The sequence below is a fragment of the Aeromicrobium sp. CnD17-E genome, assembly GCF_024124745.1.
Taxonomy (GTDB): domain Bacteria; phylum Actinomycetota; class Actinomycetes; order Propionibacteriales; family Nocardioidaceae; genus Aeromicrobium.
In genome coordinates this window covers 1-19,935 of record NZ_JAMXRU010000059.1, presented here as the reverse complement: position 1 = coordinate 19,935, position 19,935 = coordinate 1, and the positions used below count along the sequence as shown (strand labels likewise).

The 19,935-nt window shown below is 73.0% G+C and carries 21 protein-coding genes; 13 read left to right on the top strand and 8 right to left on the bottom strand.

What is annotated here, in order from left to right; all coding sequences use genetic code 11:
• The 4 genes from NH339_RS11865 to NH339_RS11850 all read left to right on the top strand — a co-directional run.
• Positions 1 to 535, top strand: a 535-nt coding sequence (locus NH339_RS11865) for a sensor histidine kinase (protein WP_374208282.1), incomplete at its 5' end; no start/stop codon positions are given.
• Positions 532 to 1,188, top strand: a complete 657-nt coding sequence (locus NH339_RS11860) for a response regulator transcription factor (RefSeq protein ID WP_253025544.1) — start codon at positions 532 to 534, stop codon at positions 1,186 to 1,188. The genes NH339_RS11865 and NH339_RS11860, both read left to right, overlap by 4 nt.
• Positions 1,189 to 1,762: 574 nt before the next feature.
• Positions 1,763 to 2,641: an ABC transporter ATP-binding protein gene (locus NH339_RS11855; RefSeq protein ID WP_253025543.1), complete on the top strand. Its 879-nt coding sequence runs from the start codon at positions 1,763 to 1,765 to the stop codon at positions 2,639 to 2,641.
• Positions 2,638 to 3,846 carry an ABC transporter permease gene (locus NH339_RS11850; RefSeq protein ID WP_253025542.1) on the top strand — a complete coding sequence of 403 codons (1,209 nt, stop codon included), beginning with the start codon at positions 2,638 to 2,640 and terminating at the stop codon, positions 3,844 to 3,846. The genes NH339_RS11855 and NH339_RS11850 overlap by 4 nt, the downstream gene beginning before the upstream one ends.
• A gap of 41 nt (positions 3,847 to 3,887) precedes the next feature.
• Here the strand turns inward: NH339_RS11850 and lipB are convergent, their stop codons facing one another.
• A complete protein-coding gene (gene lipB, locus NH339_RS11845; protein WP_253025541.1) occupies positions 3,888 to 4,613 on the bottom strand; it encodes a lipoyl(octanoyl) transferase LipB in 726 nt (241 codons plus the stop codon).
• 67 nt (positions 4,614 to 4,680) lie between these two features.
• Here lipB and NH339_RS11840 point away from each other — a divergent pair, with 67 nt between their 5' ends.
• Positions 4,681 to 5,106, top strand: a complete 426-nt coding sequence (locus tag NH339_RS11840; RefSeq protein WP_253025540.1) for a hypothetical protein — start codon at positions 4,681 to 4,683, stop codon at positions 5,104 to 5,106.
• A 3-nt stretch (positions 5,107 to 5,109) separates the two neighbouring features.
• Here the strand turns inward: NH339_RS11840 and NH339_RS11835 are convergent, their stop codons facing one another.
• From NH339_RS11835 to lpdA, 3 genes are read right to left on the bottom strand one after another with little or no spacing between them, the layout of a single operon-like run.
• Positions 5,110 to 6,000: a TIGR01777 family oxidoreductase gene (locus NH339_RS11835; protein WP_253025539.1), complete on the bottom strand. Its 891-nt coding sequence runs from the start codon at positions 5,998 to 6,000 to the stop codon at positions 5,110 to 5,112.
• A 7-nt stretch (positions 6,001 to 6,007) separates the two neighbouring features.
• Positions 6,008 to 7,885, bottom strand: coding sequence for a 2-oxoglutarate dehydrogenase, E2 component, dihydrolipoamide succinyltransferase (gene sucB / locus NH339_RS11830; protein ID WP_253025537.1), 1,878 nt, complete (start codon positions 7,883 to 7,885; stop codon positions 6,008 to 6,010).
• A gap of 22 nt (positions 7,886 to 7,907) precedes the next feature.
• Positions 7,908 to 9,320: a dihydrolipoyl dehydrogenase gene (lpdA, locus tag NH339_RS11825; protein ID WP_253025535.1), complete on the bottom strand. Its 1,413-nt coding sequence runs from the start codon at positions 9,318 to 9,320 to the stop codon at positions 7,908 to 7,910.
• Between the two features lie 189 nt (positions 9,321 to 9,509).
• Here lpdA and NH339_RS11820 point away from each other — a divergent pair, with 189 nt between their 5' ends.
• Positions 9,510 to 10,112, top strand: a complete 603-nt coding sequence (locus NH339_RS11820) for a hypothetical protein (RefSeq protein ID WP_253025523.1) — start codon at positions 9,510 to 9,512, stop codon at positions 10,110 to 10,112.
• A 103-nt stretch (positions 10,113 to 10,215) separates the two neighbouring features.
• On the opposite strand, the gene NH339_RS11815 is transcribed toward NH339_RS11820, so the two are convergent.
• From NH339_RS11815 to NH339_RS11805, 3 genes are read right to left on the bottom strand one after another with little or no spacing between them, the layout of a single operon-like run.
• Positions 10,216 to 10,671: an ASCH domain-containing protein gene (locus tag NH339_RS11815; protein WP_253025521.1), complete on the bottom strand. Its 456-nt coding sequence runs from the start codon at positions 10,669 to 10,671 to the stop codon at positions 10,216 to 10,218.
• Positions 10,671 to 12,038 (bottom strand): serine hydrolase, encoded by a 1,368-nt coding sequence (locus NH339_RS11810; protein ID WP_253025519.1) that lies wholly within the window; start codon positions 12,036 to 12,038, stop codon positions 10,671 to 10,673. The genes NH339_RS11815 and NH339_RS11810 overlap by 1 nt, the downstream gene beginning before the upstream one ends.
• A complete protein-coding gene (locus NH339_RS11805; RefSeq protein ID WP_253025517.1) occupies positions 12,031 to 13,482 on the bottom strand; it encodes a leucyl aminopeptidase in 1,452 nt (483 codons plus the stop codon). The genes NH339_RS11810 and NH339_RS11805 overlap by 8 nt, the downstream gene beginning before the upstream one ends.
• Before the next feature lie 78 nt (positions 13,483 to 13,560).
• On the opposite strand from NH339_RS11805, the gene gcvT reads away from it, so the two are divergent.
• Complete coding sequence (gcvT, locus tag NH339_RS11800) at positions 13,561 to 14,676, top strand: glycine cleavage system aminomethyltransferase GcvT (RefSeq protein ID WP_253025505.1); 1,116 nt, start codon at positions 13,561 to 13,563, stop codon at positions 14,674 to 14,676.
• 87 nt (positions 14,677 to 14,763) lie between these two features.
• Positions 14,764 to 14,958: a hypothetical protein gene (locus NH339_RS11795; RefSeq protein WP_067858399.1), complete on the top strand. Its 195-nt coding sequence runs from the start codon at positions 14,764 to 14,766 to the stop codon at positions 14,956 to 14,958.
• Between the two features lie 49 nt (positions 14,959 to 15,007).
• Here the strand turns inward: NH339_RS11795 and NH339_RS11790 are convergent, their stop codons facing one another.
• Positions 15,008 to 15,574: a DUF3043 domain-containing protein gene (locus tag NH339_RS11790; protein ID WP_253025503.1), complete on the bottom strand. Its 567-nt coding sequence runs from the start codon at positions 15,572 to 15,574 to the stop codon at positions 15,008 to 15,010.
• A gap of 69 nt (positions 15,575 to 15,643) precedes the next feature.
• On the opposite strand from NH339_RS11790, the gene NH339_RS11785 reads away from it, so the two are divergent.
• The 5 genes from NH339_RS11785 to NH339_RS11765 all read left to right on the top strand — a co-directional run.
• A complete protein-coding gene (locus tag NH339_RS11785; RefSeq protein WP_253025501.1) occupies positions 15,644 to 16,354 on the top strand; it encodes a PspA/IM30 family protein in 711 nt (236 codons plus the stop codon).
• A complete protein-coding gene (gene htpX / locus NH339_RS11780; protein ID WP_253025498.1) occupies positions 16,329 to 17,234 on the top strand; it encodes a zinc metalloprotease HtpX in 906 nt (301 codons plus the stop codon). Before NH339_RS11785 ends, htpX begins: the two co-directional genes overlap by 26 nt.
• A 13-nt stretch (positions 17,235 to 17,247) precedes the next feature.
• A complete protein-coding gene (locus NH339_RS11775; RefSeq protein WP_253025496.1) occupies positions 17,248 to 17,820 on the top strand; it encodes a hypothetical protein in 573 nt (190 codons plus the stop codon).
• A gap of 37 nt (positions 17,821 to 17,857) precedes the next feature.
• Positions 17,858 to 19,126, top strand: coding sequence for an aminotransferase class I/II-fold pyridoxal phosphate-dependent enzyme (locus NH339_RS11770; protein ID WP_253025494.1), 1,269 nt, complete (start codon positions 17,858 to 17,860; stop codon positions 19,124 to 19,126).
• 4 nt (positions 19,127 to 19,130) lie between these two features.
• The coding region (locus NH339_RS11765; protein ID WP_253025492.1) for a glycerate kinase at positions 19,131 to 19,935 on the top strand (805 nt) is incomplete at its 3' end.

Below are 19,935 nucleotides of genomic sequence, written 5' to 3'. Positions count from 1 at the left end.
CCGGCCCGAGCGCGCCCGCGAGGCGCTCGGGGCGATCGAGACGTCGTCGCGCCAGGCCGTCGCGCAGATGCACCAGATCGTCGGGCTGCTGCGCTCCGACGACGACGCCGCGCCGTCGGACCGCGGCCCCCAGCCGGGCCTCGACGACGTCCGCCAGCTCGCCGTGACCACCGACCGCCCCTCCGTCGAGGTGCACTGCGTGGGGGAGACGTTCCCCGTGCCGGACACGGTCGGGCTGTCGCTCTACCGGGTCGCGCAGGAGGCGCTCAGCAACGTGCGACGTCACTCCGCGGCGACGTCGGCGCGGGTGACCCTGCGCCACCTCAGCGAGCCGGGGGAGCGCGCCGCGGTCGAGGTCGAGGTGCTCGACGACGGTCCGGTCCGCTCCACGCCCCGCGAGGACGGCGGCGGGTTCGGGCTCGACGGCATCCGCGAGCGCGTCGCCATGCACGGCGGCCTCGCCGACATCGGCCCCCGACCCGCAGGCGGCTTCCGCGTGCGGGTGCGCATCCCCGTCGACCGGGAGGACGCATGAGCGACCCGACCCCCATCCGCGTCCTGCTCGTCGACGACCAGGAGCTGATCCGCGCCGGGTTCTCGATGATCCTGGAGATCGAGGAGCACGTCGAGGTCGTGGGCGAGGCGCGCGACGGCGACGAGGCGCAGCGTCAGGTCGCGGCGCTCTCGCCCGACGTCGTCCTCATGGACGTGCAGATGCCCGGCACCGACGGCATCACCGCCACCGAGCGCATCGTCTCGGACCACCCCGGCACGCGGGTGCTCATCCTCACGACGTTCGACGACGACGAGTACCTCTTCGCAGCCCTGCAGGCCGGGGCCAGCGGCTTCCTGCTCAAGAACTGCCCGCCCGAGGACCTCGTGAGCGCCATCGGCCTCGCCGCCCAGGGCCACGGGCTGCTCGCGCCCGAGGTGACACGTCGGGTCATTGCCCGCTCCACCGGCCGCGCCCGCGGCGACGCGACCGTCCTCGACGACCTGACCGACCGCGAGCGTGACGTGCTCCGCGCCCTCGCGCGCGGCCTCAGCAACGCCGAGATCGCCGCCGAGATGTACGTGAGCAGCGCGACCGTGAAGTCGCACGTCTCGCGCATCCTCACCAAGCTCGGCGCCCGCGACCGCGTGCAGGCGGTGATCGTCGCGTTCGAGTCGGGCCTGATGGATGACTGAACCCGATGCCCGAACCCGACTGAGCGCAGCGAAGGAGCGGTGAGGGCAGGTCGAGTGGTGCACGCCGAAGGCGTCCCGCTGTATCGAGACCTCTGCAGCGGTCAGGCTCGGGTGCGTGCCCGCTCGACGCTGATCCGCGCCGAGTGGTCTCGATACGCCGATGCGGCGCTCGTGCCTCGCGCGCGTCGACTACTCGACCAGCGGTTGGAGGGCGTGCCCGCTCGACGCTGATCCGCCCCGGGTGGTCTCGATACGTCGATGCGGCGCTCGTACCTCGCGCGCGTCGACTACTCGACCAGCGGTGGGGGTGGGTGCTGGGGTGGATGCACGACTCTGCGTTCGCGTGCGGGAGGGTCGAGGACGCTGCGTTCGTGAGGGGATCCCGTCACGAACGCAGACGCGTTCGCCCTCCGTCGGTGGATTCCCCACCGCAGGAGCGGTCCTGAGGGTGCAGATCCACCGATGGGGCGGGAGATCGCCCGAGATGAGACGGAGCGACGGGTAGTCGCAGGGAGGAGGCGGCGTGGCCGCGCGGCCGATGCGGCGAACCTGGACGGATCCCTAGCGTGGACGCATGATCACCGTCGAGAAGCTCAGCAGACGCTACGGGGACGTCACGGTCGTCGACGACGTGTCCTTCGAGGTCCGGCCGGGTCGCACCACCGGTTTCGTGGGCGCGAACGGCGCGGGCAAGACCACCACCATGCGCATGATCATGGGGGTGCTCGGGGCCAGCGCGGGAGACGTGCTGTGGAACGGGCAGCCGATCACCGCCGACGTGCGCCGCTCGTTCGGCTACATGCCCGAGGAGCGCGGGCTCTACCCGCGCATGAACCTCGTCGACCAGCTCGTCTACTTCGCGCGTCTCCACGGCCTCGACCCCCGCGACGCCCGCTCGCGCGTCGACGAGCTGCTCGAGCACTTCGACCTCACCGACCGCGGCGGCGACCTGCTCGACACGCTCTCGCTCGGCAACCAGCAGCGCGTCCAGATCGCCGCGTCGCTCGTGCACCGCCCGAGCGCGCTCGTGCTCGACGAGCCGTTCTCCGGCCTCGACCCGCTCGCCGTCGACTCGATGGTCGAGCTGCTGCAGCAGGAGGCCGCCGACCTGCCGCTGCTGTTCTCCAGCCACCAGCTCGACCTCGTCGAGCGGCTCTGCGACGACCTCGTCATCCTCTCCGGCGGCCGCGTCGTGGCCGCCGGACCCGTCGACGAACTGCGCGACCGTGGTGCCGTCCGCTACCGCGTCGTCATGGACGACATCGACGCCGCCTGGCTGCGCGACCTGCGCGGGGTGCGCACCCTCGACGTCGACGGCGAGGAGGCGCTCGTCGAGCTCGACGGACTCCAGCCCGCCGAGCTGACGCGTGCCGCCTTCGAGCGCGGTCCGGTCGTCGAGGTCGCCCGCGTGCACCAGCCCCTGTCCGACATCTTCCGGGAGTCCGTCCGATGAGCACCCACACCCCGCACCCCGACCAGAGCAGCGGCACCCGCGCGCCGCGCGACGCGTGGAAGGTCGTCGCGCGTCGCGAGATCGACGTGCAGGTGCGGACCAAGTCGTTCCGCATCGGCCTGCTCGTCACGGTCGTCGGCATCGTCGCCACGATCGTCGGCGTCCACTGGTTCCAGAACCGCGACACGACCCAGACGGTCGCCGTCGTCGAGCCCGCGGCCGCCGCCGTGGTCAAGGCCGCCGACCAGCTCGCCGGCGACGACACCCTCACCATCCGCTCGAAGGACGTCTCCGACACCGCCGCCGCGGAGCGAGCGGTGAAGGACGGCGACGTCGACGCCGCCCTGCTCGCGACCGACGACGGCTACGAGCTGGTGGGGGAGCGCGACATCGACGCGACCGTGCAGCAGTCCGTGACCGCAGCGGTGCGCGCGACGGCCCTGCAGGAGAACGCCGCCGCGCAGGACGTCGACCTGTCGGCACTCGACGCCGGCACGACCACGTCCGAGCGGCTGCTCGACCGAGGGGCCGACGACGGCGGGCTGCGTCAGGCGACGTCGTTCGTCTTCGTCCTGCTCTTCTACCTGACCGCGATCGTGCTCGGCATGGGCATCGCGAACAGCGTGACGCAGGAGAAGGAGAGCCGGGTCGTCGAGATCCTGGCCGCCGCCGTCCCCATCCGTCAGCTGCTGTGGGGCAAGGTCGTGGGCAACACCGCGCTCGCCGTGCTGCAGATCGTCAGCTACGCCGCAGCCGGGGTCGTGGGGCTGCTGCTCACCGGGCAGACCGGTGCGCTCGACGTGGTCGGCCTGCCGATGCTCTGGTACGTCGTGTTCTTCCTCGTCGGCTTCGTCGCCCTCGCAAGCCTCTGGTCGGTCGCCGGGTCGCTCGCCTCGCGCACGCAGGACCTCCAGTCGACGACGATGCCCGCGCAGATGCTCCTGCTCGTGCCCTACTTCCTCGCCATCCTGGGCGGCGAGAGCATCAAGACGGTCGTGTCGATGATCCCCGTGGTCTCGTCGATGATGATGCCGGCGCGGCTCGTGGAGGGGTCGGTGCCTGCCTGGCAGGTGGCGGTCGCCCTCGGCGGCACGCTGCTCGCGGCGGTGCTGCTGGTGCGCGTCGGAGCCCGCGTGTTCGAGCGGACGCTGCTGCGCACCGGCGACAAGATCGGCTACCGCGAGGCGCTCTCGCTGGCCGAGTAGGCCCTGCGTCAGCCCTGGGTCGGCTCTGGGTCAGTCCGACGTCAGGACGGCGCCGCCCCCGGGAGCCCGAGCACGGGCACCTGGGGGTGGGCGTCGTCGTGGACGAGGTCCGGCGACGACGTGTACGGCTCCCAGCCCAGCAGGTCGACGAGGTGCGGACGCACCGCGTCGGCCGCCTCGGGCACGCGGACTCGGCGTCCCAGCTCCGCGGTCAGCGTGGTCACGCCGGCGTCGGCGATGCCGCAGGGCACGAACCGGTCGTACCAGGCGAGGTCGACGTCGGCGTTGAGCGAGAAGCCGTGCATCGTCACACCGCGGGTCACGCGGATGCCGATCGCGGCGATCTTGCGCTCCGGGCCGCGGTGGTCGGCGGCCACCCACACCCCGGAGCGGCCGGGCACCCGGCCGGTCGCGACCCCGAGGTCGGCGACGGCGCGGATCAGTGCCTCCTCCACCCGTCGGACGTAGTCGACGACGAGCACGTGGGAGGGCAGCCGCGTGATCGGGTAGCCGACCAGCTGGCCCGGGCCGTGGAACGTGATCTTGCCGCCGCGGTCGACGTCGACGACCGGCGTGCCGTCGAACGGACGCTCGTGCGCCTCGGTGCGCTTGCCGGCCGTGTAGACGGGCGGGTGCTCGAGCAGGAGGGCGGTGTCGCCGATCTCGTCGGTCACCCGCTGCGCGTGCAGCTCGCGCTGCAGCTCCCAGGCCGCCTCGTAGTCGAGGGCGCGGTCGCCGTACCAGTCGTCGATGATCTGCAGGCTCACGCTCCTACCGTAGCCCCGGTGTGGACGGCCGCTCGACGCGCACGGGCGGGGCGTCGAGGCTGACGCCATGACCAGCTGGCTGGCGGCGCTCGTGACGTGGTGCAGCACGCTGCTCGGCACGGGAGACGCCGACGCCGCCTGCCTCGAGCTGGGCCGTCTCGACGCCCGACGGGCGGTGGCGTTCCTGAGCGGCGACCCGGAGCGGCTCCGCGACGTCTACGCCACGCCCACGCTGCGCGAGGCCGACGCGAGCGTCCTGCGCGGATGGTCCGACCGCGGGCTGCGGCTCGAGGGCATGGCGCAGCAGCGGACGTCGTGCCACGTGGTCGCGAGGTCCAGCCGGCAGGTGGAGCTCGATGTCGTCGACCGGCTGGGGCCCACCCGTGCCGTAGGCCCGCAGCAGGCGTACCGGCTGCCCAGCGACCAGCCGACCCGACGCAGGGTCGTGCTCACGTGGACGGCCGACGGGTGGCGCATCGGCGCGGCCCGGTGAGCGTCAGGCGAGGGCGGAGCGGAGGGCCGACGCGAGGTCGGCGTCCTCGAAGACGAACCCGTTGTCGAGCAGCACCCGCGGCACCATGCGCAACGAGCCGAGCAGGTCGTCCGAGAGCGCCCCCAGCGCCACGCGCAGCACGGGAGCCGGCGCGACGAGCACGGTCGGGCGGCCCAGCACGTCGCCGAGCGTGTTCGTGAACTCGGCGTTCGTCGGCGCCTCCGGCAGCGACAGGTTGACCGGGCCGCTGATGCTCTCGCGCTCGAGCAGGAAGGCGACGGCGCGCACCCAGTCGCGGCGCGACATCACCGACATGCGCTGGCGACCGTTGCCCAGGCGCGGACCCAGTCCGAGCTTGAACGGCAGCAGCATCGGCCCCAGCAGGCCGCCCTCGTCGTCGAGGGGGAGACCGGTGCGCAGGTGCACCACGCGCTGGCCGGCCTGCTCGGCCTCGACCGTGGCACCCTCCCACGCGACGCAGAGGTCGGCGAGGAAGCCCTTGCCGCGACCGGCCGACTCGGTCAGCCGGTCCTGGCCGCGGTCGGCACCGTAGATGCCCATGGCCGACCCCGACAGCAGCACCGTGGGGGAGCTCGACGCCGCCACCGCCCGCGCGATGGTCGTGGTCGAGTCGACCCGCGACGACCACAGCTGCTTCTTGTAGCTCTTCGTCCGGGGCCACCGGGCGATCGTCGCGCCCGACAGGTTGACGACGGCGTCGGCGCGGTCGACCAGCACCTGGTCGATCCGGCCGGCGGCGGGATCCCACAGGGAGGCGTCAGGACCGGGGGTGCCCGAGCGCACCAGGCGCGTCACCTGGTGGCCCTGGTCCCGCAGGTGCGAGACCAGGGCCGAGCCCAGGAAGCCGGACGCGCCGCCGACGACGACGTGCATCAGCGGGTCAGAGCTCGCCCTCGAAGGAGCCGCTCTGCAGCCGCTCCTTGACCGCCGTCAGGAACCGACCGGCGTCGGCACCGTCGATGAGGCGGTGGTCGTAGGTGAGCGCCAGGTACGCCATGCTGCGCACCGCGATGCTGTCGCTGCCGTGGGCGTCGGTGATGACCACCGGACGCTTGACGACGGCACCGACGCCGAGGATCGCGACCTGCGGCTGGTTGATGATCGGCGTGTCGAAGAGCGCGCCGTTGCTGCCGAGGTTCGTGATCGAGAACGTGCCACCGGACAGCTCGTCGGGCTTGATCTTGTTCGTGCGGGTGCGCTCGGCAGCGTCGGCGATCTTGCGCGCCAGCCCGGCGATCGAGAGGTCGCCGGCGTCCTTGATCGTGGGCACGAGCAGACCGCGCTCGGTGTCGACGGCGATGCCGAGGTGCTCACCGGCCGGGTACGTGACCGTGCCGGCCTCGAGGTCGAGCGCCGCGTTGAGCGTCGGGTACTGCTTGAGCGCCTCGACGGCCGCCTTCGCGAAGAACGGCAGGAACGTCAGCTTGACGCCCTCGCGCTCGAGGAACGCGTCCTTGTGCTTGGCGCGCAGTCGGGCGATCTCGGTGACGTCGACCTCATGCACCTGCGTGAGCTGGGCCGAGATCTGCAGCGACTCGGTGAGCCGCGACGCGACGACCTTCCGCAGCCGGCTGAGCTTCTCCGTCTTGCCACGCAGTGGCGAGGGCTCGGACGAGGCGGCCGGCGCGGGGGCCGACGGGGCCGTCTCGGCCGGGGCGGGCGCCGCAGCCTCCTCGGCCTTCTTGGCGGCGTCGAGGACGTCCTGCTTGCGGATGCGACCGCCGACGCCGCTGCCGGTGACGGCGGCGAGGTCGACGCCGTGCTCCTTGGCGAGCTTGCGCACGATCGGCGTCACGTAGGTGTCGCCGCCGCTCTGCGTCGAGGCGCCCGACGTCTGCGGGGCCTCCTGCTTCGGCTCGGGACGCGCCTCGTTCTCCGGGTGCGCCTGCTTCTCGGGCTGGGCGGTCGGGGCGGAGGCGGACGGGGCGGGTGCCGAGTCCTCCTTCGTGACCTCCTCGGCCTTCTCCGGCTGGCTCTTCTCGGCCTCGGCGGCCTCCTCGAGCTCCTCGGCCTGCGCCGGGTCCTCGGCGGGGTCGCTGTCGAGCGACGGGGCCTCGTCGGACGAGCCGCCCGAGGAGGAGCCCGCGGCGGACGGGTCGCCGACGACGGCCAGCACGGCGCCGACCTCGACGGTCTCGTCCTCCTCGACCTTGATCTCGAGGATGGTGCCAGCGACGGGGGAGGGGATCTCGGTGTCGACCTTGTCGGTGGAGATCTCGAGCAGCGGCTCGTCGACCTCGACGGTGTCGCCGACGGCCTTGAGCCAGGTGGTGACGGTGCCCTCGGTGACGCTCTCGCCGAGCTCGGGCAGCGTGACCTCCGTGCCCTCGCCGGTCGACTGCGTCTCCAGGTGCGGCTCCTCGCCGTGCTGGTTGACCGGGGTGCCGTCGCTCTCGCGCGCCGGCTCCTCGCCGGGCTGCTCGGCGGACGCCTCGTCGGAGGAGCCCTCCTCGACGTCGGCGTCCTCGGTCTCCTCCGGCTCGGCCGGGGCCTCGCCGCCGGCGTCGGACGGGCTCTCGTCGGCGTCGCCGATCACGGCGAGGTCGGCGCCGACCTCGACGGTCTCGTCCTCCTCGACCTTGATCTCGAGGATGGTGCCCGCGACGGGGGAGGGGATCTCGGTGTCGACCTTGTCGGTGGAGATCTCGAGCAGCGGCTCGTCGACCTCGACGGTGTCGCCGACGTTCTTCAGCCAGGTGGTGACGGTGCCCTCGGTGACGCTCTCGCCGAGCTCGGGAAGGGTGACGGTCGTTGCCATGATGTCGTCCTCGTCGTTCGGGTCAGGCGTGCGAGTGGAGGGGCTTGCCGGCCAGGGCGAGGGCAGCCTCGCCGAGAGCCTCGTTCTGGGTGGGGTGCGCGTGGATCAGCTGCGCGACGTCCTCGGGGTAGGCCTCCCAGTTGACGATCAGGGAGGCCTCGCCGACCTGCTCGCCGTAGCGGGCGCCGATCATGTGCACGCCGACGATCGGCCCGTCCTTCTCGCGGACGAGCTTGATGACACCGGCCGTGCCGAGGATCTGGCTCTTGCCGTTGCCGCCGAGGTTGTACTCGACCGTCTCGACGTTCTCGTCGCCGTACTTCTCCTTGGCCTGCGGCTCGGTGATGCCGACCGACGCGAGCTCGGGGTCGCAGTAGGTGACCCGCGGGATGCCGGGGTCGAGGACGGGCTGCGGGGACAGGCCCGCGATCTCCTCGGCCACGAAGATGCCGTGCGCGAAGCCGCGGTGCGCGAGCTGCAGGCCAGGCACGAGGTCGCCGACGGCGAACACGCCGGGGACGTTGGTGCGCAGCCGCTCGTCAGTGGGGACCCAGCCGCGGTCGACCGTGACACCGGCCTCCTCGAAGCCGTTGCCGTTGCCGTTCGGGCCCCGGCCCACCGCGACGAGGACGAGGTCGGTCTCGATGGTCGAGCCGTTCTCGAGGGAGACCGTGACGCCGCTGTCGGTCTGCTCGACGCCGGAGAACTTGGTGCCGGTCTTGAAGGCGATCTTGCGCTTGCGGAACGCGCGCTCGAGGTTCTTCGACAGCGTCGGGTCCTCCAGCGGGACCAGCGACGGGAGCGCCTCGATGATGGTGACCTCGGCGCCGAAGGAGCGCCAGACCGACGCGAACTCCACGCCGATGACGCTGCCGCCGATGATGACGACCTTCTCGGGCACCTCGCTCATCGTGAGGGCCTCCTCGCTCGTCACGACGCGGCCGCCGATCTCGAGGCCGGGCAGGCTACGGGCGTAGGAGCCGGTGGCGAGCACGACGTTGCGGCCGGTGTACTGCTGGCCGTCGACCTCGACGACGCCGCCGCCGTTCGCGTCGGTGGAGGCGAGGCGACCCTCGCCCTCCACGACCGTGATGCCGCCGGACTTGATGAGGCCCTGCAGACCCTTGTAGAGACGGTCGATGACGCCGGCCTTGTAGCTGTTGACCTGCGCCATGTCGATGCCCTCGAACGTCGCCTTGACGCCGTAGGTCTCGCTGTGGCGGGTCTCGTCGGCGACCTCGGCGGCGTGCAGCAGCGCCTTGGTCGGGATGCAGCCGTTGTGCAGGCAGGTGCCGCCGAGCTTGCCCTTCTCGACGAGCGCGACGCTGAGGCCGAGCTGCACCGCACGGAGGGCGCAGGCGTAACCGCCGCTGCCGCCGCCCAGGATGACGATGTCGAAGGTGTTCGTGCTCTGGTCGCCCGGGCTGTCCGCCACAGTGTCCTCCCGCGTGGAATGGTCGTTCGCCAGCCATCTTGTCACCCTCGGCCCACGCCGCACCACGGGGGGAGCGACCGGTGAGTAGGTTCTCCGGACTCGTCCGCGGGGGTCGTCGCAGGGCTCGTCCGGGGGAGTGGTCGGCTCGTACCGGGCCCGCCGCCACCAGGGGTCGGGCAGAATGTCGCCATGGCACTGTTCGGCCGCCGACGCGGCAGCTCCGACCGCCGCGCCGTGCGTGACGACATGGCGGCGCTGCGCGACTGGGCGACCATCCGTCACGGCGTGGAGGCGTACGTCGAGCCGCGCACCTCCTTCAACGAGCCGACGGTGGTGCTGGTCGCGTCCGACGGCGAGTCGATCCGCCGTCGCGTGGAGTCCTACAAGGCGGCCGCCGAGCTGGCGCGCAAGCTCGGGATCCCGGTCTACGACGCGAACCGCGTGGGCTACCCCCAGCGCATGCGCGACTACGCGGTGCGCCAGCAGGGTCGCTCCAGCGGCCACACCGCGTCGTCCACCAGCCGCGACCCGCGTCGCTCCACCGCCGGCGGCGGGCCCACGCGGCCGGCAGCCGGACCCCGTCCGCTGTCGCCGAGCGAGCGCGACGCCATCGCGACGCTGCAGGTCTCGGCCGACGTCGCGGGTGGCGACGTCACCGTCCGCCCCGACGACGAGGTGCTGCGCCGCTGGTGGAAGCAGGCCCGCGCCCGCTCGCACCCCGACCGTCGCGGCGGCGACCGTACGGAGTGGGACGAGGTCGAGCGGGCCGCCCAGACCCTCAACCTCTCCTGACCGCTTCCCTGCACCCCGGCATCCCGCTCGTCCCCACGATGTGGAACGTCATCGCCCACTTTCGGCACCGGAACGGGCGATGACGTTCCACATCGTGGGGAGGTCAGGGGCGGGGGTCGGCGTGCTCGGGGGGCCAGACCACTGCGAAGCGCTCGAACCTGGTCTCCATCGCGTCGACGTCGACGTCGTCCGCGAGGCCCAGCACGCGGCGAGCGAAGTCGCGGTGCGCCTGGAGCCACCAGCCGCGGGTGAGGTCGCCCTCGCCCTCGTCGCGCGCGAACGCGTCGTCGACGGAGTCGAGGCGTCCGACGCGCACGTCGACGGTCCGCAGCACCACCCGCGACCTCCCGGAGCCGTCGAGCACGACCCAGTGGTCGCCGACGCGGACCGGGTGGTCGTCGGGGCACACCGGGCCGGCCGTCGCGCGCTTGCCGCCGCCGACGACGAGCGCGAGGAGCTCGTCGGCCATCGCGGGGGAGTCGCCGAACGGCTCGACCGCGGGCTCGACGTCGGCCGCCTCGGGGTGCGCGGCGACGTACGCGGCCCAGAGGTCGTCCATCAGGACCAGCCGGCGTCGTCGAGACCGCCCGGCACGTCGACGTCGGGCGACGGGTCGTAGGGCGTGCGGGTGAAGACGAAGCTCGCCAGCGTCAGCTGCACCGGTCGGCCGTCGGCGTCACGCCGGACCGCAAGACGCTCGCCCTCGTGGTAGCCCTCCAGCCCGACCCAGGTGCCGTCGGCGTCGACGCGGAAGCGGGCCCCGCGGCCCGTGCCGGGCTCGCCCAGCACCAGGTGCTCGCCCTCGAGACGGGCGGGGTAGCGGGCGGTGCCCCAGAACCAGTCGCCCACCAGGTCGAGCCGGTCCGCGTGGCCGGGCCGGCGTGTCCAGGCCGGACCAGCCACGGGCTCCAGCTCGCGCAGGAGGTCGAGCAGGTCGGTGGCCAGGGGGCCGAGGCCGGAGGTGGCGTTGGCGAGCACGACGACGCCGTCCCCGGTGTCTGCGTCGACCCGCAGGCCCGCGAGGAAGCCGGGCATCGACCCGCCGTGCCCCACGAAGCGGCGACCGCCGACGTTCCAGACCTGCCAGCCGAGCGCGTGGGCCCCGGTCCAGGGCTGCCGGGGGACGTCGCTCACGGCGACGGGCCGCAGCATCTCCTCGAGCGTGCCCGACGCGAGCAGGTCGTCGGTGCGGCCGGCGGCGAACGCGGCCCAGCGCGCGAGGTCCTCGGCGCTCGACCACAGCTGGCCGGCGGGAGCGAGCGCCTCTGCGTCGTGCTCGGGCTCCACGTGGGCGACGTCGGCGAACGGGTGCACGGCCAGGCCCGGTGCCGCCTCGGGGCCAGGTCGCAGCGTCGTCGCGGTCATGCCGAGCGGCTCGAGGAGGTCGGCGACGACGCTCTCGTGCCACGACGTGCCCCGCAGGCGGGCGACCAGCTCGCCCAGCACGCCGAAGCCGGTGTTGGAGTAGTGGAACCGCGTGCCGGGGACGTGGACGAGCCGCGGGGCGGCCGACGCGAGCAGGTCCCGCCACGCCAGCCCGGGCGAGCGCTCCCACCACGAGGCGTCGGTCTCGGCCTGCAACCCGGCGGTGTGGCTGAGCAGCTGCGCGACCGTGACGTCGAGGTCGAGCTCCGGCAGGTGCCGGCCGATCCGGTCGTTGAGGTCCAGGTGTCCCTCGTCGCGCAGTCGCAGCACCTGCACGGCGACGAACGTCTTCGTGATCGAGCCGATCCGGTACGCGGTCCGGGGCGTGGCCTCGGGCGACGCGTCGGTGCCGTCGAGGTGGCCGGCCGCGCCGGACCACACGGTCCGACCCCCGCGCACGAGGGCGGCGCTGACCGACGGCAGCCGCCGGTCCCGCTGCTCGGCGGCGACGCGGGCGTCGAGCCGACGACGGGTCGTCTCGAGCAGGCCCGGCTCAGTCACCGGACGCGAGGTCCGACGCGAGGCGCACGAGCGTGCGGACCGAGACGCCGGTGCCGCCGGACGGCGTGTAGCCGTGCTCGCCGCCGTCGTTGAACGACGGCCCGGCGATGTCGAGGTGCGCCCAGGGGGTGTCACCGACGAACTCGCGCAGGAACGCGGCTGCGAACAGGGTGCCGCCGTAGGGCTTGGGGTTGTGCTGGCGGATGTCGGCGATCTTCGACGACGTCACGGCCGACTTCATCTCCTCGACGATCGGCAGCGGCCACATCGACTCGCCCGTCGTGCGGGCGGCGTCGAGGATCGCGTCGCTGAGCGCGTCGTCGTTGCCCAGCACGCCGGTGGTGCGCTCCCCGAGCGCGACGACGCAGGCGCCCGTGAGGGTCGCGACGTCGACGATCCGGTCGGCGCCGGCCTCGACGGCGAGGGCGAGACCGTCGGCGAGGACGAGTCGGCCCTCGGCGTCGGTGTTGTGCACCTCGACGGTGGAGCCCGAGCGCATGGTGAGGACGTCACCCGGGCGCGTGGCCGAGCCGCTGGGCATGTTCTCGGCGAGGCAGGCGAAGGCCGTGACCTTGACCGGCAGGCCGAGCTCGGCGATGGCGAGCGTGGCGGCGACCACCGCGGCGGCGCCCGCCATGTCGATCTTCATGGTCTGCATGCCGGAGCCGCTCTTGATCGAGAGGCCGCCGGAGTCGAACGTGATGCCCTTGCCGACCAGGGCGAGGTGCGTGACGGCCTTGCGGGGCTCGTAGGAGAGCCGCACCAGACGCGGGGGAGCCTCCGAGCCGGCGCCGACACCGAGGATGCCGCCGCACCCCTCCTTCTCGAGCCGCTTCTCGTCCCACACCGAGACCTTCACCGGCTGGCGTCCGGCGACCTCCGCGATCTGGTCGGCGAAGGCCGGCGGGCGCAGGTCTCCGGGTGGGGTGTTGACCCAGTCGCGGGCCAGGGCGGTGGCGCGGGCGACGACCGCGGCGTGCTCGACGGCCTCGACGACCGTGCTCTGGCGCCCGAACGCCGACAGCACCGTCACCGCGCCCAGGCGCGCCTCGTCGTCGGACGCCTTCGTCTTGTAGGCCTCGTAGCGGTAGGCGCCGAGCAGCGCGCCCTCCGCGACCGCGACGACGTCGTCCGCGCCGGCCGGCTGCAGCGCCAGGGCGGTGGTCGAGGCCTTCAGCCTGATCGCCGCGCGCACGCCCGAGGCGGCGGCGCGGCGCAGCTCCTCGGCGTCGGGCTCCTCGCTCAGGCCGACGGCGACGACCGTGGACGCCTTCGTGGCCTCCCCGCCGGGCGCCACGACGACCTGCCCCTTCTCGCCGGTGAAGCCGAGCAGGGCCAGCGTCGGGGCGAGGTCGGCCGCGTCGTCGTCGGTCCGCACGCCGAGCACGAGGACGTCGTTCTTGACCGTCGAGGGCTTGGAGGTGCTGACGGAGACGTCAGGCAAGGAGGAGGCGGACGAGCGGACGGGCGTCGAAGGGGCCATGTCGCCCATGTAATCACGCAGCCCGCTACGTTGGCCGACATGGACCTGCTCCGTTCGCCGCTGCACGACCACCACGTGGCCCTCGGCGCCAAGATGGCCGAGTTCGGGGGCTGGTCGATGCCCCTGGAGTACCCGTCGGAGTCCGGCGGCGGTGTCCTCGCCGAGCACGCGGCCGTGCGCGAGGCGGCGGGCCTGTTCGACGTGAGCCACCTGGGCAAGGCCAGCGTCCGTGGAGCGGGCGCCGTCGACCACGTGAACGCGCACCTGACGAACGACCTGCGCCGCATCCGTCCCGGCCAGGCCCAGTACACGCTCTGCTGCGACGAGGACGGTGGCACCGTCGACGACCTCATCGCCTACGTGCGCAGCGACTTCGACGTCTTCCTCGTGCCCAACGCCGCCAACACGGCCGCGGTCGTGGAGCGGCTGCGCGCCGACGCGCCGCCCGGCGTCGAGGTCGTCGACCGCCACCGCGAGCTGGCCGTCCTCGCCGTGCAGGGCCCCGCGGCCGACGCGGTGCTCGCCGGGGTGGGCGTGCCCACCGACCACGGCTACATGTCGTTCGTCGAGGCGCCCGTCGGCGGCGCCGAGGCGATCGTGTGCCGCACCGGCTACACGGGGGAGAAGGGCTACGAGCTCGTCGTCAGGGCCGACGACGCCCCCGCCGTCTGGGAGGCGCTGCTGGCCGCCGGCGAGCCGCACGGGCTGCGGCCCTGCGGTCTCGGCGCGCGCGACACGCTGCGCACCGAGATGGGCTACCCGCTGCACGGTCACGAGCTGTCGGCCGAGATCTCCCCGGTCATGGCCCGGGCCGGCTGGGCCGTCGGCTGGGACAAGCCGACCTTCACCGGCAAGGACGCCCTCGTGCGTCAGCGCGAGGAGAAGAGCGTCCCCCTGGTGCGGGGCATCGTCTCCACCGGCCGGGGGATTCCGCGACCGGGCATGGTGGTGCGGGCCGTCGGACCCGACGGCGAGCCCGGCGACGTCGTCGGCGAGGTGACGTCCGGGACCTTCTCGCCCACCCTCCGGCAGGGCATCGGCCTGGCGCTGCTCGACCGCGCGGTCGGCGACGGCGACGACGTGCTCGTCGAGGTGCGACGTCGCGCGGAGCCGTTCAGGGTGACCAAGCCGCCGTTCGTCGCCGCCTCGACCTGAGTCCAGAGATCGTCCCGGCCTGCCGCACGGTCACGTCGGGGCGAGGATGGCACCACCGACCACGCACGACCGATCAGGAGGACGTCGATGAGCTGGACCTGGCTGCTGGAGACCGCCGACGGGCAGGAGAAGGGTCGTTCCGACGCCTTCGACAGCCGCGGCGACGCCGAGACGTGGATCGGCGAGACCTTTGCCGAGCTGCTCGACCAGGGCGTCGACCAGGCTCGGCTGCTGGACGGCGACACCGAGGTCTACGGACCGATGTCGCTGCACGGCGAGTAGCCCCGTCGGGGCGCTCGCGCGACAGGTGAGGGGCGCGACAGGTGAGGGGTCAGACGCGCTCGCGCGGCTCCTCGCCGCGCGCGATCGCCGGCTTCGGAAGGCGGAAGCGGCGCAGCTGCGTGCTGCGCAGGACGGCGTAGCCGGTCGCGCCGCGCGTCGACTCGCCCGGGAAGCGCAGCTTCAGCTGCTTGCGCAGGCCGCTGACCAGCAGGACCTCGTCGAGGATCGTCAGCAGGATCATGGCCGGCCACGCGATGACGGCGATCGTCTGCGTGGCCAGGGTCGGGACGACGCTGCAGATGAACACCACCACGAGCAGGGGCAGCAGGTACTCGGCGACGTTGCGACGACGGTCGACGTAGTCGCGCACGAACGCGCGCACCGGGCCGCGGTCGCGCGGCGGGAGGGCGTCGCCCTTGCCGGCCCGCAGGGCCTCCTGCTGGCGACGGCGCAGGTCGGCGCGCGCCTGACGGTCGCGCTGCATCTGCTCCTTGCGCGTCATCGGCGTCTTCATCGCCTTCTTGCGCGCCGCCTCGGCCTCCTTGCGGCTCGGCGTCGCACGGCCCTTCTTGGCGGCCTGGGTGCGGTCGTCGGGGGCGGCGTTCTCCTGCGTCACGGCGTCACCCTACACAGCGCGCCCACGTGGTCCGGACGTCCACGTGCCGCAGCCCCGTAGGCTGACCGCATGGGCATCGGACGCAGGATCCGCGACATCTGGCGGTCGCGCTCGCACCGTGAGCTCGACGGCGACGCGCTGCGCAGCTCCCTCGACGACACCTACCGTGCGCAGCTCGCCCACCTGCAGAAGGTGCGCCGTGGCGTCGCCGACGTCACCACCAGCCGCAAGCGCGTCGAGGTGCGGCTGCGCCAGCTCGAGCAGCAGGCCGCGACGTTCGACGCGCAGGCACGCGAGGCCGTGGAGCGCGGCGACGACGCCGCCGCCCGTACGGCGCTCGGCCGCAAGGTCGGGCTCGAGGACTCCCTCGCCGACCTGCGCGAGCGGCACGCCGCGCTGCAGCAGGAGGAGGCGACCATCACCGACGCCGCCACCCGGCTCGAGGACAGCATCGAGGACTTCCGGCTCCGCAAGGACACGCTGACGGCCCGCGCGTCGGCGGCCGAGGCCCGCTCCCAGCTGACCAGCGCCGACACCGGCATCGCGTCGTCGTTGAGCAGCGTCAACCAGCAGATGGAGGCCGCCGAGCGGCACACCCGCGAGCTGGAGGCCCGCGCCGACGCGGTCGACGAGCTCGTCGCCGACGGCATCGTCGCGCGACCGGGGGAGAGCAGCGACGACCTCGAGGCCCGGCGCTTCGACCGCGAGCTGGGTCTCGACGTCCCGCAGGGCACCGAGGTGGAGGGAGAGGGCCGTGGCCCGCAGCAGGTTCAGGGCTGACCGGGGGCTCACGCTCCGCATGGGCGGGGTGAGCCTCGGGCTGGGCGCGCTCTACGTCGCGTTCGGTGCCGTCCTCATCTCCTTCTCCGGCAGCGCGGTGGTGGGCCTGGTCATCACCGTCGCCCTCGCCTGGGGACAGTGGTACTTCTCCGACAAGCTCGCCCTCAAGTCGATGGGCGCCAAGGTGGTCAGCGCCGAGCAGGCGCCCGAGCTGCACGCCATGATCGACCGGTTGTGCGTGATGGCCGACATGCCGAAGCCGACCGTGGCCGTGGCCGTCACGGACATGCCCAACGCGTTCGCGACCGGCCGCACGCCGCGGCACTCGGCCGTGTGCGTCACGACCGGCATCATGCAGCGCCTCGACGCCGACGAGCTGGAGGGCGTGCTGGCGCACGAGCTGTCGCACGTGGCCAACCGCGACGTCTCCGTCATGACCGTCGCGTCGTCGCTCGGCCTGCTCGCCGGCTTCATCACCCGCTGGGGCCTCTACCTCGGCGGTGGCGGCAACAACCGCGACAACCGCAACGGCAACGGCGTGCCGTTCATCGTCGTGTTCCTCGTGAGCATGGTCGTCTACTTCGTCAGCTTCCTGCTGACCCGCGCACTGTCGCGCTACCGCGAGCTCAGCGCCGACCGCAGCGGTGCCTACCTGACGGGCCGCCCGTCGAAGCTCGCGTCGGCGCTGGTCAAGATCTCCGGCGACATGAGCCGCATCCCCAACGAGGACCTGCGCGGCGCGCAGGCACTCAGCGCGTTCTTCTTCGCGCCCGCCATCAACCGCGCGTCCGTGAACGCCGTCATGGCCACCCACCCGCCTCTGGAGCAGCGCCTCGCGCAGCTGGCCAAGGTCGGCGCCGAGCTGTCGGACCCGATCTGATGGGCCCGATCTGATGGGCTGGCTCGACGGCATCCTCGGCCGCTCCAAGCCGCCGGAGGCCGACCTCGACGTCCTCTTCGGGGTGCCCCAGGCGGCCCTGACGCTCGAGGCGGCAGGCTTCACGGCCACAGGCGCGGGAGCCGTGTGCTTCCGCGACGTCGACGGCGTCAGCGACGACCGCGTCATGGCCGAGGTGCAGCAGGTCATCGGCACCGACGCCTCCGCGACGGTGGCCGTCACCGACGACGGCCAGGGGTTCCGCTGGCTCCAGGTCACGCGGGCACCGGGCGACCTGCAGGGGCTCGTGAGCGACCTGCACGCCGCGAACTCCTCGATGGCCGACGCGGGCTTCGGCCCCCAGCTGCTCTGCTCCACGGTGCTCTTCACGACGCCCTCCGGTGGTCCCCTCGGTCTCGTCTACCTCTTCAAGCAGGGCACCTTCTACCCGTTCGCACCGCAGGCCGGACGGCGTCGCGACAACGCCGTCGAGCTGCAGGTGCGGGCGCTCGTCGAGGGCGACGTGCCCGTGGAGAGGACGCTGGAGCGCTGGCTGGCGCTCTGGGACGCCCCCGGTCTGTCCGTCTGACGACGTCGGGTCGCACGACCTTCGGTAGGTTGGGCCCGTGAGCCTCGACACCCTCTCTCCCGACGAGATCCGCGCCCTCCACGACGAGCAGCAGACCGCCTACGAGCAGCTGAAGCAGGCTGGTCTCGCGCTCGACATCACGCGTGGCAAGCCGTCGGCGGCCCAGCTCGACCTCTCCAACGCCCTCCTCGACCTGCCCGGCCAGGACTTCAAGGACGCGGCCGGCACCGACACGCGCAACTACGGCGGCGTCGTCGGCAACGTGCAGCTGCGCGAGATCTTCGCCGAGCTCCTGCACGTCCCCGTGGAGCAGCTGGTGACGGGTGACAACGCGAGCCTCGCGATCATGCACGACCTCATCGTCTTCGCGATGCTCAAGGGCACGGTCGGGTCGGAGCGGCCATGGGCGCAGGAGGAGGAGGTCGTGTTCCTCTGCCCGTCGCCCGGCTACGACCGGCACTTCGCGATCTGCGAGCAGTACGGCATCACCATGCGCACCCTCGACATGCTCGACGACGGCCCCGACATGGCCGCCGTGCGCGAGGCGGTCACCGACCCTGCGGTCAAGGGCATCTGGATCGTCCCGACCTACGCGAACCCCACGGGCGCCGTCGTCAGCGAGGCGGTCGCCGCCGAGCTCGCCGCGCTCGAGACCGCCGCGCCGGACTTCCGGATCTTCTGGGACAACGCGTACGCCGTGCACCACCTCACCGAGGAGCGCACCAAGACCGCCGACATCGTCGGCCTGTGCGCGGCGTCGGGGCACCCGGACCGGCCCTTCGTGCTCGCGTCGACGTCGAAGATCACCTTCGCCGGCGCCGGCGTGAGCTTCTTCGCCTCCTCGCCCGACAACATCGCCTGGTACACCGGGCTCGTCGGCAAGCGGACCATCGGACCCGACAAGGTCAACCAGCTGCGCCACGTCCGCCTGCTCGGCGACGTCGACGGCGTGCACGCGCTCATGGACCAGCACCGCGAGATCCTCGCGCCGAAGTTCGCCGTCGTGCAGGACGTGCTGTCGACGCGGCTCGGCGGCCTCGACGTGGCCACCTGGACCGAGCCGCGGGGCGGCTACTTCGTCAGCCTCGACGTCCCCGACGGCTGCGCCACCCGCGTGGTGCGGCTGGCCAAGGAGGCGGGCATCGCGCTCACCCCGGCGGGTGCGTCGTTCCCGTACGGCAAGGACCCGCGCGACCGCAACATCCGCATCGCGCCGTCGTTCCCGCCGATCGAGGAGCTGCGCACCGCGATGGAGGGCCTGGCCACGTGCGTGCTGCTCGCGGCCACCGAGCAGCGGCTGGGCTGATCCCGTGCGCGTGCTCGTGGCGCCGGACAAGTTCGCCGGCACGCTGAGCGCGCCCGAGGCGGCCCGGGCGATCGCCCGAGGGTGGGCCCGGACGTCGCCCGACGACGAGGTCGTCCGGCTCCCGATGGCCGACGGCGGACCCGGGTTCGTCGACGCCCTGCACGACGCGCTCGGCGGCCGGTTGCACGTCGTCCCCGTGCGCGGGTCGACGGGTGCCGAGGTGCCCGTGACGCTGCTCGTCGTCGACGACGTCGCCTACCTCGAGTCGGCGCAGGCCTGCGGGCTGCAGCTCGGTCCGCCGTCCGCCCGGACCGCGTCCACCTGGGGCGTGGGCGAGGCGGTGCGGGCCGCCGTCGAGCTCGGGGTGTCGAGCGTGGTCGTGGGGCTCGGCGGCAGCGCCACGAACGACGGGGGAGCCGGGCTGCTCGGTGCCCTGGGCGCGACCGCCGACCGCCCCCTCGACGCCGGCCCGGACGGCCTGCGGGGGATCACCTCCGTCGACCTTGCTGCCGCCCTGCGGGTCGTCGAGGGCGTCGACCTGGTCGCCGCGAGCGACGTGGACGTGCCGCTGCTGGGTCTCTTCGGCGCCACCAAGACGTTCGGGCCGCAGAAGGGCCTCGACGACGCGGACCTGCTGGAGGTCGACGGCCTGCTCGACACCTGGGTCGACGCCGTGTGCGGTCCCACTCCGGCGCAGCGGCGCGTGGCGGACGCCCCCGGTGCCGGCGCGGCAGGCGGTCTGGGCCTGGGGCTGCTGCTCCTCGGCGCCGACCGGCGTCCTGGCGTGGCGGTCGTGGCGGAGGCCGTCG